15 protein-coding genes are annotated in these 13617 nt (G+C 72.1%); 5 read left to right on the forward strand and 10 right to left on the reverse strand.

All coding sequences use genetic code 11. The annotated features are described in order from the left end of the window. The first annotated feature begins 95 nt into the window (after window positions 1-95). Window positions 96-752: a hypothetical protein gene (locus ACFYOP_RS04510; RefSeq protein ID WP_356890577.1), complete on the forward strand. Its 657-nt coding sequence runs from the start codon at window positions 96-98 to the stop codon at window positions 750-752. 104 nt (window positions 753-856) lie between these two features. Here the strand turns inward: ACFYOP_RS04510 and ACFYOP_RS04515 are convergent, their stop codons facing one another. The 8 genes from ACFYOP_RS04515 to ACFYOP_RS04550 form a co-directional block, all read right to left on the reverse strand. Next, on the reverse strand, window positions 857-2806 hold the full coding sequence (locus tag ACFYOP_RS04515) for a cellulase family glycosylhydrolase (RefSeq protein ID WP_356890575.1): 1950 nt from the start codon (window positions 2804-2806) through the stop codon (window positions 857-859). 84 nt (window positions 2807-2890) lie between these two features. Then, on the reverse strand, window positions 2891-3445 hold the full coding sequence (locus tag ACFYOP_RS04520; protein ID WP_356890573.1) for a M23 family metallopeptidase: 555 nt from the start codon (window positions 3443-3445) through the stop codon (window positions 2891-2893). 156 nt (window positions 3446-3601) lie between these two features. Continuing rightward, window positions 3602-5503, reverse strand: a complete 1902-nt coding sequence (locus ACFYOP_RS04525; protein ID WP_356891173.1) for an ABC transporter ATP-binding protein — start codon at window positions 5501-5503, stop codon at window positions 3602-3604. A gap of 263 nt (window positions 5504-5766) precedes the next feature. Beyond that, window positions 5767-6201 carry a lasso peptide biosynthesis B2 protein gene (locus tag ACFYOP_RS04530; RefSeq protein ID WP_356890571.1) on the reverse strand — a complete coding sequence of 145 codons (435 nt, stop codon included), beginning with the start codon at window positions 6199-6201 and terminating at the stop codon, window positions 5767-5769. After that, the gene (locus ACFYOP_RS04535; RefSeq protein WP_356890569.1) at window positions 6198-6452 is read right to left on the reverse strand and encodes a lasso peptide biosynthesis PqqD family chaperone; all 255 of its coding nucleotides are present in this window, start codon (window positions 6450-6452) and stop codon (window positions 6198-6200) included. Before ACFYOP_RS04535 ends, ACFYOP_RS04530 begins: the two co-directional genes overlap by 4 nt. Window positions 6453-6555: 103 nt before the next feature. Then, window positions 6556-8412: a lasso peptide isopeptide bond-forming cyclase gene (locus ACFYOP_RS04540; RefSeq protein WP_356890567.1), complete on the reverse strand. Its 1857-nt coding sequence runs from the start codon at window positions 8410-8412 to the stop codon at window positions 6556-6558. Between the two features lie 27 nt (window positions 8413-8439). Further along, window positions 8440-8550 carry a keywimysin-related RiPP gene (locus ACFYOP_RS04545; RefSeq protein WP_311688311.1) on the reverse strand — a complete coding sequence of 37 codons (111 nt, stop codon included), beginning with the start codon at window positions 8548-8550 and terminating at the stop codon, window positions 8440-8442. Window positions 8551-8969: 419 nt separating this feature from the next. Then, window positions 8970-9539, reverse strand: a complete 570-nt coding sequence (locus ACFYOP_RS04550) for a hypothetical protein (protein ID WP_356890565.1) — start codon at window positions 9537-9539, stop codon at window positions 8970-8972. 218 nt (window positions 9540-9757) lie between these two features. On the opposite strand from ACFYOP_RS04550, the gene ACFYOP_RS04555 reads away from it, so the two are divergent. The 4 genes from ACFYOP_RS04555 (at window position 9758) to ACFYOP_RS04570 (ending at window position 12152) form a co-directional block, all read left to right on the forward strand. Further along, a complete protein-coding gene (locus ACFYOP_RS04555; protein ID WP_356890563.1) occupies window positions 9758-10339 on the forward strand; it encodes a hypothetical protein in 582 nt (193 codons plus the stop codon). Further along, window positions 10339-11040 (forward strand): phosphotransferase, encoded by a 702-nt coding sequence (locus ACFYOP_RS04560; RefSeq protein ID WP_356890561.1) that lies wholly within the window; start codon window positions 10339-10341, stop codon window positions 11038-11040. The genes ACFYOP_RS04555 and ACFYOP_RS04560 overlap by 1 nt, the downstream gene beginning before the upstream one ends. Window positions 11041-11090: 50 nt before the next feature. Then, entirely contained in the window at window positions 11091-11258 is a 168-nt protein-coding gene (locus ACFYOP_RS04565) for a hypothetical protein (protein WP_356890559.1), read from the forward strand. 414 nt (window positions 11259-11672) lie between these two features. Further along, window positions 11673-12152: a diadenosine tetraphosphate hydrolase gene (locus tag ACFYOP_RS04570; RefSeq protein WP_356890557.1), complete on the forward strand. Its 480-nt coding sequence runs from the start codon at window positions 11673-11675 to the stop codon at window positions 12150-12152. A 120-nt stretch (window positions 12153-12272) separates the two neighbouring features. Here ACFYOP_RS04570 and rbsD read toward each other — a convergent pair whose 3' ends face one another. Both rbsD and ACFYOP_RS04580 read right to left on the reverse strand, forming a co-directional pair. Continuing rightward, window positions 12273-12662: a D-ribose pyranase gene (gene rbsD / locus ACFYOP_RS04575; protein WP_356890555.1), complete on the reverse strand. Its 390-nt coding sequence runs from the start codon at window positions 12660-12662 to the stop codon at window positions 12273-12275. Beyond that, the gene (locus tag ACFYOP_RS04580; RefSeq protein ID WP_356890553.1) at window positions 12659-13594 is read right to left on the reverse strand and encodes a ribokinase; all 936 of its coding nucleotides are present in this window, start codon (window positions 13592-13594) and stop codon (window positions 12659-12661) included. Before ACFYOP_RS04580 ends, rbsD begins: the two co-directional genes overlap by 4 nt. Window positions 13595-13617: the final 23 nt, after the last annotated feature.

Consider the following 13617-nt stretch of genomic DNA (forward strand, 5'->3'; position numbering starts at 1 on the left):
CCCCCAGTCGCCACCGGGCAGGCAAAGGTTGCCGCTGCGGCGGGGCCAGTTGCTTCGGGTAGGGGTGGGCGCGAGTCCCGCATACAGCAGCTGCTGTGTGGCTTCCTCGCGTGCGGCGGCCGCAGCACCGCGCGACCTCGGCCATCGCGCCGGACCGGGACCGCGCGGTCCCGCAGGCTGCGGAGCCGTGGCAGAGCGACTACAGGTACTACTCCTTCAGTGCCGCCTGGTCGGAGACGGAGGAGGTCTTCACCATGCGGAACGGCAGCGGCGACGAGTCCGACATCGTGTTCTCGCCCGCCGGTGTGTACATACGCGGCTTCGACCACGAGTCCCTGATGAGTCCGTACGCCGACGGCACGGTCTGGCCGGGCGTGCTGGACGCCGTCCCCGACGTGTTCAGGGGCTGCGTCGAGGAGCCCGCCTTCATGGACGGCGACATGCCGGCGGTGACCTTCTGTCTGTGGCGCCGCACGGACGACGGTCACTGGCACGCCGGCCGGATCGAATTTCCTGACGACAGAGACGACCCGGACGGTTCCGGGTGGATGCTCGACCTTCTCCTCGATCCGACGCCGGATGCCTTCCAGTCGTTCGCCGAGGACTACTACGAGAAGCCCGTCGACCTGGAGGCTGTGCGCCACATATACGACTGGCGACCGCTGACGCAGGACGTGGTGGCCCGGCTGAATCCGGCGGCATCCTTGACGGACGTCGCGAAGGAGGCGAAGGAGATGGGCTACCCGGTATGAGGGGCCTGCGCGTGTGCGCGGGCACCGGAGCCACGATGCGGGCCGACCGTACGGGTGGCCCGGACTCGCCCGGGTTCGGCGGCCCCCCGAGTTCGGACAGCGAGTCACCGCACCGCGGCGGTCTCCGCGATCCGTTCGGCCTTCGACGCCCACGTCGCCAACTCCGCCCGGGCCGCCCGCAGCAGGGCTTCCGAAGGGGCCGTCGCACCGTCCGTGACCAGTGCGAAGTGCGCCCCGGCGGGCGCCGTGAGGAGGAGGCGGCGGCTGTCCGTGCCGCCGGGTTCTGCCGACGCCGCGACCGGTAGGCCCTTCTCGTACGCCGGCGGGCCGTGGACGGTGGCCAGGTCGGAGACGACGGTCGTGGTCGCCGGGTCGAACGATGCCGGGAGGTGGAGCTCCGTCGGGGCCGGGGAGCCGTTCGAGTGCCACAGCAGGACTCCGTAGCGGCCGGCGCCCACCAGCTCCGACAGGCGTGGCATGGACGGCGGGACCGGGTTCCAGGTGAGGGTGGTGGAGCCGTCGCGGGAGCGGTCCTCGTAGGTGAAGGCGAGCAGCCGGCCGGCGGTGGCGCTCGGGTAGAGGCGGTCGAGGAGACGGGCGTCCTGGCGCAGTGCGGGAGCGCCCGCGGCATCGAGGCGGACGGCCGACAGGTCCTCGTCGTTCCAGGCGTCGCCTTCCGTGAGGACCTTGCCGGGGTTGCCGTTCATCAGCTCGTGGTGGCGGCCGTTGTAGATGTCCCACTGCCATTGGGTGCCGGAGAGGACGGGTCCGGAGTCCTGCGGGCGCGACCACCAAGTGGTTCCCGGCAGACGGGAGTCGAGTGCCTGGTACATGGCCTTCATGACCGTCGGCGCCTTGTCGGCGACCGCACCGGCCAGCGGATGGCCGAACTCGCTGACGATGCCCGCCGTGCCAGCGCCCGCCGCGCGGTCGCGGACGGCGGAGAAGTCGCCCGCGTACTGGCCGTCCTTCGCCCTGCCCCACATGAAGACGCCGGAGATGGCCTTCTGGTCGTAGAAGTGGGTGTTGAAGACGTAGCGCGGGCCGAGGCCGGAGCCGGCGTCGAGGAGGCCGCCCTCCTGCCGCTGGAAGTCGAGGTTGGCGTTCCAGAAGAGGTTGGGCTCGACGAACGCGGGCTTGTCGCGCCAGCCGGCGGCGTCCATGCGGGCGCGGAACTTCTCGTAGAAGGGCCAGAGCAGGTCCCGTTCCCAGGTGCGGCTGTTCTGCCCGGAGTCGTATGTCCCCGCGTGCGGCTCGTTGTACGGGTCGAAACCGATGACGCCGTCGAACTCCTCGGGCGTGAGGTGCTCGGCGAGGTACGCCATCGTGGTCCGTGCGGTGGCGAGGAACGCGTCCTGGACGCCGCCCGCGTTGTGCCAGAAGTCGTGCGCCGCCTGTGTCACGGCCTTGTTCTGGGTGATGTTCTGGCCCCAGAAGAGGCAGATGCCGCAGGATTCACGCGGGTATCCCCCGGCCTCCACGGCCCACCGGGGCGCGCCGTCGCCCGTGTACCAACTGCCTTCGTGGAAGAGGTGGCGGGAGTACAGGTCCTGGTGGAAGTCCGGGTAGACGCGGATGCCCGCCCGCAGGAACGCCCGCAGCTGGCCGGTGACGGCGGCGAGGTACTGCTCGTCGACCTGGCCGCGGACCGGTTCCGCGTACGCCCACGAGAGCAGGAACCGGGCGGTGTTGGCGCCGCCGAGCGCGCGCATCGCGGAGGCGGACTTCTCGGCGTCGGTGACGGAGGCGAAGGGCAGGCCGTCGTTCTCGGCGAGTTTCGTCTCGCCGGAGACGTTGTAGCCGCGCAGCACGACTTCGCGGCCGAGTCCGTCGGTGAAACGGCCGTCCTTGACGGTGAAGTCGACGGCGGCCTGTTCGTCGAACCACAGGGAGCCGGGCAGCGCACCCCCGGCGCCCGCCTCGGCGACAGCGGTCGCTCCGGCGGGCGACGGGGTGCCCGTGGCGGTGAGCGAGGCGCCGGCAAGGGCCAGAGCGCAGGCCAGCGCCGGCAGACCGGACAGTCCGAACGGACCGGGCAGACGTGCGTCGCGCATCTTCGCCATGACAGCGGACGGTGACTGACGCAACGTCAGAAGTCAACGGCCGTGCCGCCCCCACATGGAAGCGGCGCGGCCTTGTCAGGCACGCGAGTTGACGCTTACCGGCCAGGTGCCCGTCCACGGTGTCCAGCCCTGGAGGGTGGCGGGGATGCCGACGCGAGTGTTGCAGTCGATGACCTGGAAGTGCAGATGGGCTCCGGTGGACGCCCCGGTGCTGCCCGACCAGCCGATGACGCGGCCCTGCGGGACCCAGTCGCCGGTGTTGTAGATGGCACGGTTGAGGTGGGCGTAGTGGGTGCACCGGCCGTTGGAGTGGCGGATGATCACTTCGATGCCGTTCTGCCAGTACGGCGACCAGTCCGAGACGAGGACCGTGCCGCCCTGGGCGGCGGAGACCTCGTAGTTCGCGGGGAGCCCGAAGTCCCAGGCGTACTCGTTGTACGGCCCGGTGTGCGAGTAGGTGCCTTCGGGCCCCTGGGTGACCAGGTAGGACTCTCCGGCCGGGTACGGCAGTTCGTAGTAGTAGTCGGCTGCGGCGGCCGGCGGGGCCGCGGCCAGGCCGAGCCCCGCCACGGCCGCTACCGCGCTCGCGGCAGCGGCAAGCCTCCGCAGGGTCTTCCTCGTGCCGTGCATCACTGGCGTCTCCCGTCCTTGCGTCCGGCGTACGTTGTCCGCGCCATGCCTTCGGCCCGGTATGACAACGTTGCCCCGCAACTCCCGTATGAAGCGTGGCGTGTCCTGAAGCTGCCATGGGGACGCGGAGGACGGCCGTCCGTGCCGGTGGCGCGCTCAGACGTCTGACTCGTCCGGTGCCGAGGCCGGTTCCGGTGCCGAGGCCCGTGCCGGTGCCGAAGCCGGTGCCGGTGCCGGTGCCGGTGCCGGTGCCGGTGCCGGTGCCGGTGCCGGTGCCGGTGCCGGTGCCGGTGCCGGTGGGCGGAGCATCTGGCCTGAGGCCAGTTCACGGTAGGCGGAGCTCGTCGACAGCAGCTCCTTGTGCCGTCCGCAGCCCACCGTCCGCCCGTCCTCCAGCACCACGATCCGGTCGGCATGCTGAACCGTGGAGAGCCGGTGGGCGATCACCAGCACGGAGCACTCCTGGGCGACGTCGTGCATCACCGTGGTGAGCGCCTTCTCGTTGACGGCGTCCAGGTGGGAGGTGGGCTCGTCGAGCAGGAGCAGTGCCGGGCGGGCGAGCAGGGCGCGGGCCAGCGCCACGCGCTGCCGCTCGCCGGCCGACAGAGTTCCGCCGCGTTCGCCGAGCGGGCAGTCGAGCCCGCCGGGCAGACGCCTCACCAGGGTTTCCAACTGGGCGAGTTCGACGACCCTGCGGACCTCCGCCCCGGTGGCCTCGGGCACCGCGTAGGTGATGTTGTCCCACAGCGAGCCCTGCACCACATGGGTGCTCTGGTCGACCACCGCGATACGTGCGCGGCACTCCGTGCGGCTCAGTTCCGTCGCCGGATGCCCGTCGAACAGCAGGCGCCCGGAGTCCGGCTCGTAGAACCTGGCCACCAGGGAGAACACGGTGCTCTTGCCCGCGCCCGACCGACCGACCAGGGCGACCTGCCTCCGGTACGGAACGGTGAACGAGACCCCCTGCAGCACCGGCCGGTCCGGCGCATAGGCGAAGTGGACGTCTTGAAGGACCAGGGCCGGAGCCGGGGCGGCCACAGCCCCGGGATGCCGTGCGCGAGACCAGGAAGCCACTCCGGAAGCCACCCCGGAAGCCACCCCGGCCGCCGCCGACGCCGACGACGGACCGGGCTCGGCGGGCAGACCCAGTACTTCTTCGATCCGCTGGTAGGCGCCCATGCCCCGCTGGATCAGGCCCACGGCACGGAAGACCGAGGACAGCGGCAGCACCAGATAGGAGGCGTACAGCAGGAAGGCGACGAGGTCTCCGAGGGAGTTGGCGTTCCCGTTCACCCGCAGGCCGCCGATGACGAGCACGATCAGGAAGGACCCCTGTACGGCGAGCTCGACCGCGGGGCTCATCACTGAGGCGAGCTTCGCGGTCCGTACGCCGGCGCCGTACGCCGCTTCGACACGTTCGCCGATGCGCGCCGCCTCCCGTTGCTCGGCACGATGCACACGAACCATCGGCAGGGCGCCCATCGCTCGCTCCAGATCCGCTGCGATCGCGCCGACGGAGTTCTGCATCTGCTCCGAGGCGGCGCGGATGCCCTTGAGCAGCGAGGCGACGACTGCCGCCGCGGCCGCCACGGTCAGGGCGACCAGAAGCAGCAGCAGCGGATCGATCCACAGCATGAGGGCGATCGCCCCGAGGGCGACGAGTGCGCCGGTCACCAGGTCGACCAGTGCCTGGGCCACCACTTCCCTCAGCAGGGTGGTGTCGGCCGTCACCCGGGATACGAGGTCACCGCTCCGGTGCCGCTGGTACTCCCCCATCTCCAGTCGGAGCAGCCTCGACACGAGGCTGTGGCGGAGCCCGCGCACCACGCCCTCCCCCATGCGTTCAAGGACGAACCGGCCGAATGCGCCGGTGGCCGCCTCGGCGACGAACAGCCCGCCCAGCAGCAGCAACAGGGGCCAGAACGCCTGGCCGTGTGCGCTCGCGTCCACGATCTGCTTGGCGACGAGCGGCTGGGCGAGCCCGAGAGCGGAACCGCCCAGGGTGAGGACGGTCGCCACGGCGATCGATGCCCGGTGTGCGGCGGTGAGCCGGTACATGGTGGCGACTGCGGCACGGGTGGACCGCTCCTGCCCGGGCGATCTCCTCGCATGGCGGGCCGTCCTGGGCACCGCTCCGGTCTTGCGTGCCGCTCCGGTCTTACGCCCTGGCGCGTACGCCGAGCCCTTCGCGGCCCGTCCCGTCTCCGCCCCGGCGTCGCGACTCCCGTCAGCACTGGAGTCGGCGGACGTGCTCCCCGCGTGCGCACTCTTGGCGTGCGCGCCGTCGTTCGCGTCCGGTTCGGCGCCGGTGACGGTGCCTTTCATGAGTTCGGGCTCCTCGCCGGGGCGACCGTGATGAGCCGAGCGAAGTAGTCGTCCGGCACTCCCTCGTCCACGGGCCGGCCGTCCGCCTCGATCCAGGCATGCGCCGTGAAGGGGGGCACGACACGCACGCCGGTGCACCACGTCGGCCAGTGTCCGCCCAGTCGGCACAGCAGCGCGGCCCCCAGGGAGCGGGGCAGACAGCCGCGCGGCCCCGCGCAGCGGAGGCTCACCGCGCACATCGCGTCCCGTGCGTTCTTCGCCTGTGCCTCGGTGGCCGGGGCCGCTCCGCGGCACACGACGCCGAGCACGGCGCGAACCCGGCGTGGCGGAAGGAGTGACAGCGCGAGGGCGGGCAGGAGGACGATTCTGGCGGCGGCCCGCCGCGCGAAGGGCACCCCCGCCGGCTGCTCCAGAGCGCTCGGTGTCGTCATGCGGCCAGCCCGGTCGTGCGCAGGTCCCGTACGAGGGCGTCGACGTCCTGCGCGGCCTGGGCCCTGTCGATGTCGAACTCGCCGAGGAGTGCCTCGACGGCGGCCGCCTCGTCGCCGCCCGCGAGGAGCGCCTTGATCACCACGGTCCCGGTGGGGTTCAACTCCCAGTAGGTGCCGCTGCGTTCGTCCAGAAGTACCGTGCCGTAGTCGGTCTCCGCGGTGGAGACGTCGGCGCCGAACCGCAGTGCCATGGGTGCGTACCTTCCTGAGCCTGAGCGGACGAGGGACCGGACAAGAGACGGGGCGCGAAACAGGGCGCGCGGCAGAGGCCGGACGGGCCGGCCCGCCGGCCGCTCACGGGCCGGCCCGCGAGGGCGTCGTGACGGGTCGGGGCAGCCCGCGGAGCCACACCTCGCAGGCGATCGTCGAATAGAGGATCGCGTCGCGCAGCCCGGGGGTCGAAGGCCGCCCCGCGAGTCGGCGCAGCGCTTGGCCGTCCACCAGGCCGAGGCTCTCCAGCCGTGAATCGTCCCAGAGGGCCATCAGGTCGCCGCGGTGTTCGCGCAGCCCGTTCGATGCGTCCATGGAAGCGGCGGCCTTGTTGGTGCGCCGGAGGCACTCCTCCGGAACCACTCCCCGCATGGCGGCGGTCAGGAGGGGCTTGTACTGCCAGGGCGTCACCCGCTCGCTGGGGCGGACCGCCAGGCACGCCTCGATCACGCGGTCGTCGAGGAACGGGGAGGCCATCGGCACGCCGGCGCGGGCGGCCATGCGGTCCCACTGGCGGATGATGCGCGTGCAGGACCGGATCTGTTCCAGATCGGCGTGCAGGCCGCGGTCCGGATGCAGCGGGAGCGCCGTGGCGGCGGCCTCACGGAGCGCCCGCTCGATCATCCGCTCGGCCTTCGGGGTCACCCAGTCGAACAGGCGCGGCGGCATTCCCCAGCCGAGGCCGCTGCTGACGGACGGAGGCAGGGGGTCGCGCAGGCGGTGCGCGGATTCCGCCAGCCACGTCCCGTACGGCCGGGAGTCGGCGAGGGCGCGCAGGGCGCCGCCGAGCGGCCACTGCCACAGCGCCCGGAAGCCGCGGAGCTGCCGCATGGCGAACAGCGGCCGGGTGCGTGCCAGGCGGTGGTAGTACGCCTCCGAACACCAGGCGACGTGGTCGCCGCCGATGCCGGTCAGGTGCAGTCTGCTGCCGCGCGCCGCCAGGCCGGGCAGATGGTGCAGGACTCTTGAGCGGTCCATGACGCCGATGGTCGGTTCGTCCAGCAGGTCGTCGATGCCGAGGAGGCCCTCGTAGACCAGTGGTGAGGCGTCGGCGTCCCACACGACGTGTTCGACGTCGGGCAGGTGGCGGGCCGCCTTCCGCGCCCAGTGGAGGTCGGTGTCGGCCGGATCGCGTCCCGGCCAGGTGCTGGCCACCAGCTTCGCCTTCGATCCCGCGGCCAGGAAGAGGAGGGACGTGGAGTCGAGTCCGCCGGACAGGTCGCAGCTGACGACGCCGCCCTGGTCCGTTCGGGCTCTGACGGCTTCGGCGAGAGCGCTGCGGGCCACGGAGGCGCCGTCGGACAGTGCCTGGACCGGCTCGGGCGGTGTCCACCAGCGTGACCGGCGGACGGCCCGGCCGTCCGGGGCGACGATCAGGGCGTCCTCGGGGGGCACGGCTGTGACGCCGCGCCAGATCGATGTCTCCGCCAGCGGATGGGGCACCGGCCACAGCAGCCGTACGGCCAGCTGATCCTCGTCGGGCTCGGCGCCGACCGCCGCGGCGAGCGTGTCGGCACTCGTGGACGCCACTTGCACGCCGCCCACGGTGGCGTGGAAGACCAGCCGGAGACCCGACGCGGTGCCCTGGATCCTGAGCTGCCCGTCGAGCGCTGCCACGAGGTGGAAACTGCCGGGAAGCGTGCGCGCCAGGGCGTCGAGCTCCGCGAGGTCACGCAGGCGGCCGGCGCGGCGCTCCAGTTCGGCGGCGTCCACGGGGCAGCAGCCGACGACGGCGATGGCTGCCGAGCCGGCTCGGGCGAAGACGACCTCGGAGTCGTGCCAGTTCCCGACCAGCCAGGGGCGGCCCGATGCGTGTGTCAGGGTCCGGCTCCCCGGGCGGTCGAAGGAGCGGGCCACGGCGGCGGCATCCGCGCAGTCTGGCAAAACCGCGAAATGCGCGTCGCCGGGACCCGGACCCGCACTCTCGTGCAGTTCAGTCATGGCTTCGATTCAACGGACCGTCGGCCGTCAGTTCTTGCTCAGGATGAGGCGGTCGTTTCCGGACCGCTGGAGAAGTCCGGTCTTCTTGCGGAACGACCCCAGACGGACGAGGGTCGGCGCCTCGTATGCCTTCTTCACGGTGTCTCCTTCATGCAGGTTTCGTTTCGTCACCCCTGGTGGCGCAGGCGGTCGGCAAGCCTCCCGTCTGCCACCGTGTCCAGGCTCTTCGGGAGTCCGGAACAGAGAGCGAAGCGATAGGCAGACGTTAACTGCGTGGGGCCGGGAAGGCGCAAGACCATACAAAGAAGCAAGATTTTATGACTAATCAAAGAGAACGGGGAAACAGCAAAGCCATCACCGTTCAAACATGACGCCGCGTCCGAAGAGAAGCACACGGAACAGAGACGGCAAAAGCATCCGGAGCTGCGATGCGTTCCCGCACAGGACCGGTTCGGCGGGAGGGGGCTCGCAATAATCGCCAAGTCGCCGCCCCGGCGCACTCACTGCGAGTCGCGCTTCTTTCCGCTCACCTTCCGGTTCGTTCGCCTTCCGGTTATTCACCCTCCGGTTCGTTCACCCTCCGGTTCGTTCACCTTCCCGGCGCACCGGTTCGTCCGGCGGCCGCCCGCCGAGTCCCAGCACTGGCCGCGGGCCTGTTCACCCGAGCGGCCGGCACAGCAGTCCGGGCGGCGTGCGAGACGAACCGACGCGGCCCGTGTACGCGATACCGGCCGGAGGCGGACGCTGTTGAGGCCGAGCTCGCGGAAGCCGTCGACGATCTCGGACATGGGGGCGCGGTCGAGGCCCAGCGGGATACGGTCGGCCTTCTTTCCCGCGTGGCGGTTCGCCGGGTCGTCCCGGGTCGCCGCAACCGGTCCAAGTCCTCTCGCCCCCCGCCAGTTGCCCGACTTGAGCGTGAAGCGGTCGCCGTGGGTGGCGACGATATAGCGACCGCGGGTGCTCAGCGGGGGCGTCCAGTCGGAAACGGCGGGCGGTACGGCGGCGGGTGCCGTGGCCGACGCCGGCTCCGCCCGACTCGTACTCGCCGAACTCGCCGTACTCGCCGTACTTTCGAGCAGTGCGGACAGCGCGGCGGCGAACACGGCCTTGAGCAGGGATCCGTTCATGACCGTCCGTTTCCACGGGCGCGACGCGACCGGGCCGACACGGAGCCGGTCGCTGCCGACACCCGTGAGCAGACTGACATGACCCTGCCATAAGTGCGCGATACGGCTCCGGCGACCAGCCCGGCCCGGCCCGGCCCCCGACCTGGCCCTGATCACGACCTTGGCCACAACTACGCTGCGGCTGCGGCACGGACGCCGGACCTGAAATACTCCCCGCCGTGGACAACGATCAGGCAGCGTCCTTGCGGAGGGTCGCCGCCGACCCGACGACGCCCGGGCAGCACCCGGGCCGTACGCCCGCCTGGCCGCAGTGGCAGGACGCGTACCCCGTCACCGCGCCCGGCGGACACCCGTACGTGCTGGCCACGTTGCGGATGACGGCCCCCGGCGGCAGGCACTGGCAGCAGCACCGCCTGGTCGAGGACGACGATCTGCCGTCGAGACTCGGGCCCTTGTTCAGCACCGTGCCGGTCAGTCACTCGTTGCTCCAGGAGCCGCACGGCGGTCAGCACTGCCGTTTCAGCACCGACGGCCCACGGCTGTGGCACGACGACGACCCCGAGCGCTGGCCGAACACGCTCTACCGGCAGCTCACCGAACAGGACGGCCCGCGGCGGGGGTTGGGGGAGGTGACCGTGACGATGCGGCTGGCGTCCAGGGACGGCCTCACCACCCGGCAGATCTCCCGCACCATCAGCGAATGCAACGTCCGGGCGGACGCCCGGCTGCTGCTCGCCCAGGTCCCGCACCGGCTGGGCGACGACCGCACCCCTAGCGGGCCGCGAGGGAAGGTTCGGTGATGCAGACGACGGGGGATCCACTGGGCTCCGGCCGCAGCGCGGATGTGTACGCGATCGACGACGCGTGGGTGCTGAGGCGCTACCGTCACGTCGCGGACGTCGCGGACGTCGCCTCGGAGGCGGCGCTGATGCGGTATCTGTACGGTCGCGGCTACCCCGTCCCGCAAGTCCGGCCGGACCACCCGGCCGGACTTGCGCTGGAGCCCGGCACCGACCTGGTGATGCGGCGGCTGTCGGGGCCGACGATGGCGCAGGCCATGCTGGCCGGCGCGATGCCCGCGGAGGAAGGCGGCACCACCCTCGCGCGGCTGCTCCGGCAGCTGCACGGCCTCCCCGCGCGCGGATCCGGCACCCTCGAAGCGCGCATACTCCACCTCGACCTGCATCCGGAGAACGTGATGCTCACCGCGGACGGACCGGTCGTGATCGACTGGTCCAACGCGGAGGAGGGGCCGCCGGGGCTCGACTGGGCGATGTCGGCCCTGATCCTGGCGCAGGCGGCGCTCGGTTCGCCGCCGGATATCGCCGCCGGCATCGGCAAGGGGCTCACCGCTCTGCTCGGGGACGGGGGCGACGAGGTCGACGCGCTCGCCCATCTGCCGCAGGCGGCGGCGCGGCGGGCCGCGGACCCCGGTCTGAGCCGGCTCGAGATCGCGCGACTGGACGAGGCCGTCGCCATGGTGCGGGCAGCCACGGGCTGAGGCACCCACCCGCGGCTGCCGGTCCGTCCGGCCCCTGGGAGGATCACAGGGTGCTGCGAACCGTCGAGATCACCGCCGAGCCGGAACTGCCGCTTCCCCGCCCGAAGTTCCACAACCTCCACTGGCAGATGAAACTCGACCTGCGCCTGGACTGCTTCATCTGCGAGCGCACCGGCCGCACCACGCGCTTCGAGTGTGGCGAGGAACGCGCCGCCTGAACGGGGAACGACGGAGCCGGTCACCCCACCGCGGCCCGGATCGCCGGATTCGACGTCACCAGTGGGCAGGACCGGCTGATGGTCCGGTCCGTCGTCGACTACTGGTGGGCGCCGTTCCACGACACCGAACGCGACCGGCCGGCGAGTGCGCTGACCGGCGGCCCGTGGGTCCGTCTGTACCTGGGATACGACTGTCCCCTGTCCCGGGAGCCCGAGTCCTTCAGCACGCAGAGCAACATGGTCCGCCCGGTGAGCGAGGTCTGCACCCACTGCGCCGCCCCGCTGGCGACCGACGCCCGGGCCCCCGGCATCCGGCATCCGGCTGCTGACCTGACCCGGCTTCCGCGGAGACCTCGAACGCCTGCCACGGGGCCGGCTGGGCGGCGCCCGGGAGGGACACGGTAGATTCCGGGCATGGCCGACGACTGGCGGACGGACCGGATCGGGAGCGCGCTGCGGGGTGAGAACCCGACGGTGCTGCGGCGCCTGGACGCCGGGTTCGCGGTGATCGGTGACGTGCAGTTCCTGCCGGGCTATTGCGTGCTGCTGACGGACGATCCGGGGGCGGAGAGGCTGTCGGACCTCCCGAGGGCCGGGCGGCTGTCGTTCCTGGCCGACATGGACCGGCTCGGAGAGGCCGTCGAGCGTGCCTGCCGCACGTCGGACGCCGCTTTCCGGCGCGTCAATCTGGAGATCCTCGGCAATGCCGACGGGTTTCTCCATGCGCACGTATGGCCTCGGTACGAGTGGGAGCCCGCCGAGCTGGTGCGTATGCCGGTGTGGCTCTATCCGCGGGCTCGGTGGAGCGACGAGCGGTTCGCCCTCGGCACGCACCACGACCCGCTGCGGAAGGCGATCAGCGGTGAGCTGGATCAGTTGCGCGCTGCGAACTGACCCCTGAGGCGGCGCGCCCGCAGGACCGCCGCCGCGCGGCGGCGGTCCTGCGGGATCGGCGGCGGCCCGAGGGGGGCGGCCCTGACACGGCGGGGCGGCCCTGATACGGCGGGGCGGCCGTCAGAAGAAGACCCCGCAGCGCAGCAGGACGTTCGCGTACGGTCGGGCCTCGCCCGTCCGTACGACGAGCCGGGCGCCTGCGGTGAGGGCCTTCAGATCGTCGTGGGGGACGAACCGGAGGCCCCGGAGGCGCTCTTGGAGCAGCCTGGCGGCGGGCGCGTTGGCGGCCAGGATCTCGGACGCCGCCGTCGCGCCCTCGACGACGAGCTCGTCGAGGAGGCCGTCCAGCACGTCGGCGAACGAGGGGACGCCGGAGCGGAAGGCCAGGTCCACGATGCGCGGGCCCACCGGGATCGGCATGCCGACGTCGCAGACGAGGACACCGTCGCCGTGGCCCAGTTCGGCGAGCGCGCCCGCCAGATGGCGGTTGAGAATGCCGGACTTCTTCACAGGGCTCCGACCTCCTCCGCTGTCGGGAAGGACTCCTGCGCTCCCTTGCGGGTCACCGCCGCCGCGCCCACGCGCACGGCGAAGGCCGCGGCCACGGCGAGGGGTTCGCCGAGACCGAGCCGCCAGGCAAGGGCGGCCGTGAAGGCGTCACCCGCGCCGGTGGTGTCGACCGCGCCGACCCTGTGGCTGGCGACACGGACGGCATCGGCGCCGTCCTCGGCAACGAGCGCCCCCTGTGCACCCATCGTGATCACGACCGAGCGGGGGCCGAGGGCCAGCAGGGCCCCCGCCCACTCCTCGGGGCCCTCGCCCGTCTCGCCCGTCTCCCCCGTCTCGCCGGTCTCGCCCGTCTCCCCCAGGATGTATCGCGCCTCGTGCTCGTTGACGACCAGCGGGTCGCACGCGGCGAGCACGTCGTCGGGCAGCGGCGCCGGCGGGGACGGGTTGAGGACGAGCCGGGTTCCGGGCGGCAGGGTGCGGGCCACTTCCGCCACCGTGTCGAGTGGGATCTCCAGCTGGAGCGAGACGACCCGGGCCCGGCCCAGCAGCTCGGCCGCCGCCCGGATGTCGTCGGGCGTGAGCCGCGCGTTGGCGCCCGGCGCCACGACGATGCTGTTGTCGCCCGACGGGTCGACGGTGATCAGCGCGACTCCGGTGGGCGCTCCGCCGACGCGTACGCCCGTGGTGTCGACGCCGGCCGCCCGCTGCGAGTCGAGCAGCAGCCGCCCGTGGGCGTCGTCGCCGACACGGGCCAGCAGGGCGGTGCGCGCGCCCAGGCGGGCGGCGGCCACCGCCTGGTTGGCGCCCTTGCCGCCGGGGTGGACCGTCAGGTCGGAACCGAGGACGGTCTCCCCCGCGGCGGGGCGGCGTTCGACACCGACGACGAGGTCGGCGTTGGCGGAGCCGACGACCAGCAGGTCGTAGTCGTGCATACGGGACGCGCCTTCCTGGGACG

The organism is Streptomyces sp. NPDC006294 (assembly GCF_042870895.1).
Classification (GTDB): Bacteria; Actinomycetota; Actinomycetes; order Streptomycetales; family Streptomycetaceae; genus Streptomyces.

Excerpts from the sequence above, each read along its gene's own strand:
- ACFYOP_RS04550 (WP_356890565.1), bottom strand. The coding sequence starts at position 9,539 with ATGAACGGATCCCTGCTCAAGGCCGTGTTCGCCGCCGCGCTGTCCGCA.
- ACFYOP_RS04530 (WP_356890571.1), bottom strand. The coding sequence starts at position 6,201 with ATGACGACACCGAGCGCTCTGGAGCAGCCGGCGGGGGTGCCCTTCGCG.
- ACFYOP_RS04520 (WP_356890573.1), bottom strand. The coding sequence starts at position 3,445 with ATGCACGGCACGAGGAAGACCCTGCGGAGGCTTGCCGCTGCCGCGAGC.
- ACFYOP_RS04580 (WP_356890553.1), bottom strand. The coding sequence starts at position 13,594 with ATGCACGACTACGACCTGCTGGTCGTCGGCTCCGCCAACGCCGACCTC.
- ACFYOP_RS04515 (WP_356890575.1), bottom strand. The coding sequence starts at position 2,806 with ATGCGCGACGCACGTCTGCCCGGTCCGTTCGGACTGTCCGGTCTGCCG.
- ACFYOP_RS04570 (WP_356890557.1), top strand. The coding sequence starts at position 11,673 with ATGGCCGACGACTGGCGGACGGACCGGATCGGGAGCGCGCTGCGGGGT.
- ACFYOP_RS04525 (WP_356891173.1), bottom strand. The coding sequence starts at position 5,503 with ATGTACCGGCTCACCGCCGCACACCGGGCATCGATCGCCGTGGCGACC.
- ACFYOP_RS04535 (WP_356890569.1), bottom strand. The coding sequence starts at position 6,452 with ATGGCACTGCGGTTCGGCGCCGACGTCTCCACCGCGGAGACCGACTAC.
- ACFYOP_RS04540 (WP_356890567.1), bottom strand. The coding sequence starts at position 8,412 with ATGACTGAACTGCACGAGAGTGCGGGTCCGGGTCCCGGCGACGCGCAT.
- ACFYOP_RS04560 (WP_356890561.1), top strand. The coding sequence starts at position 10,339 with ATGCAGACGACGGGGGATCCACTGGGCTCCGGCCGCAGCGCGGATGTG.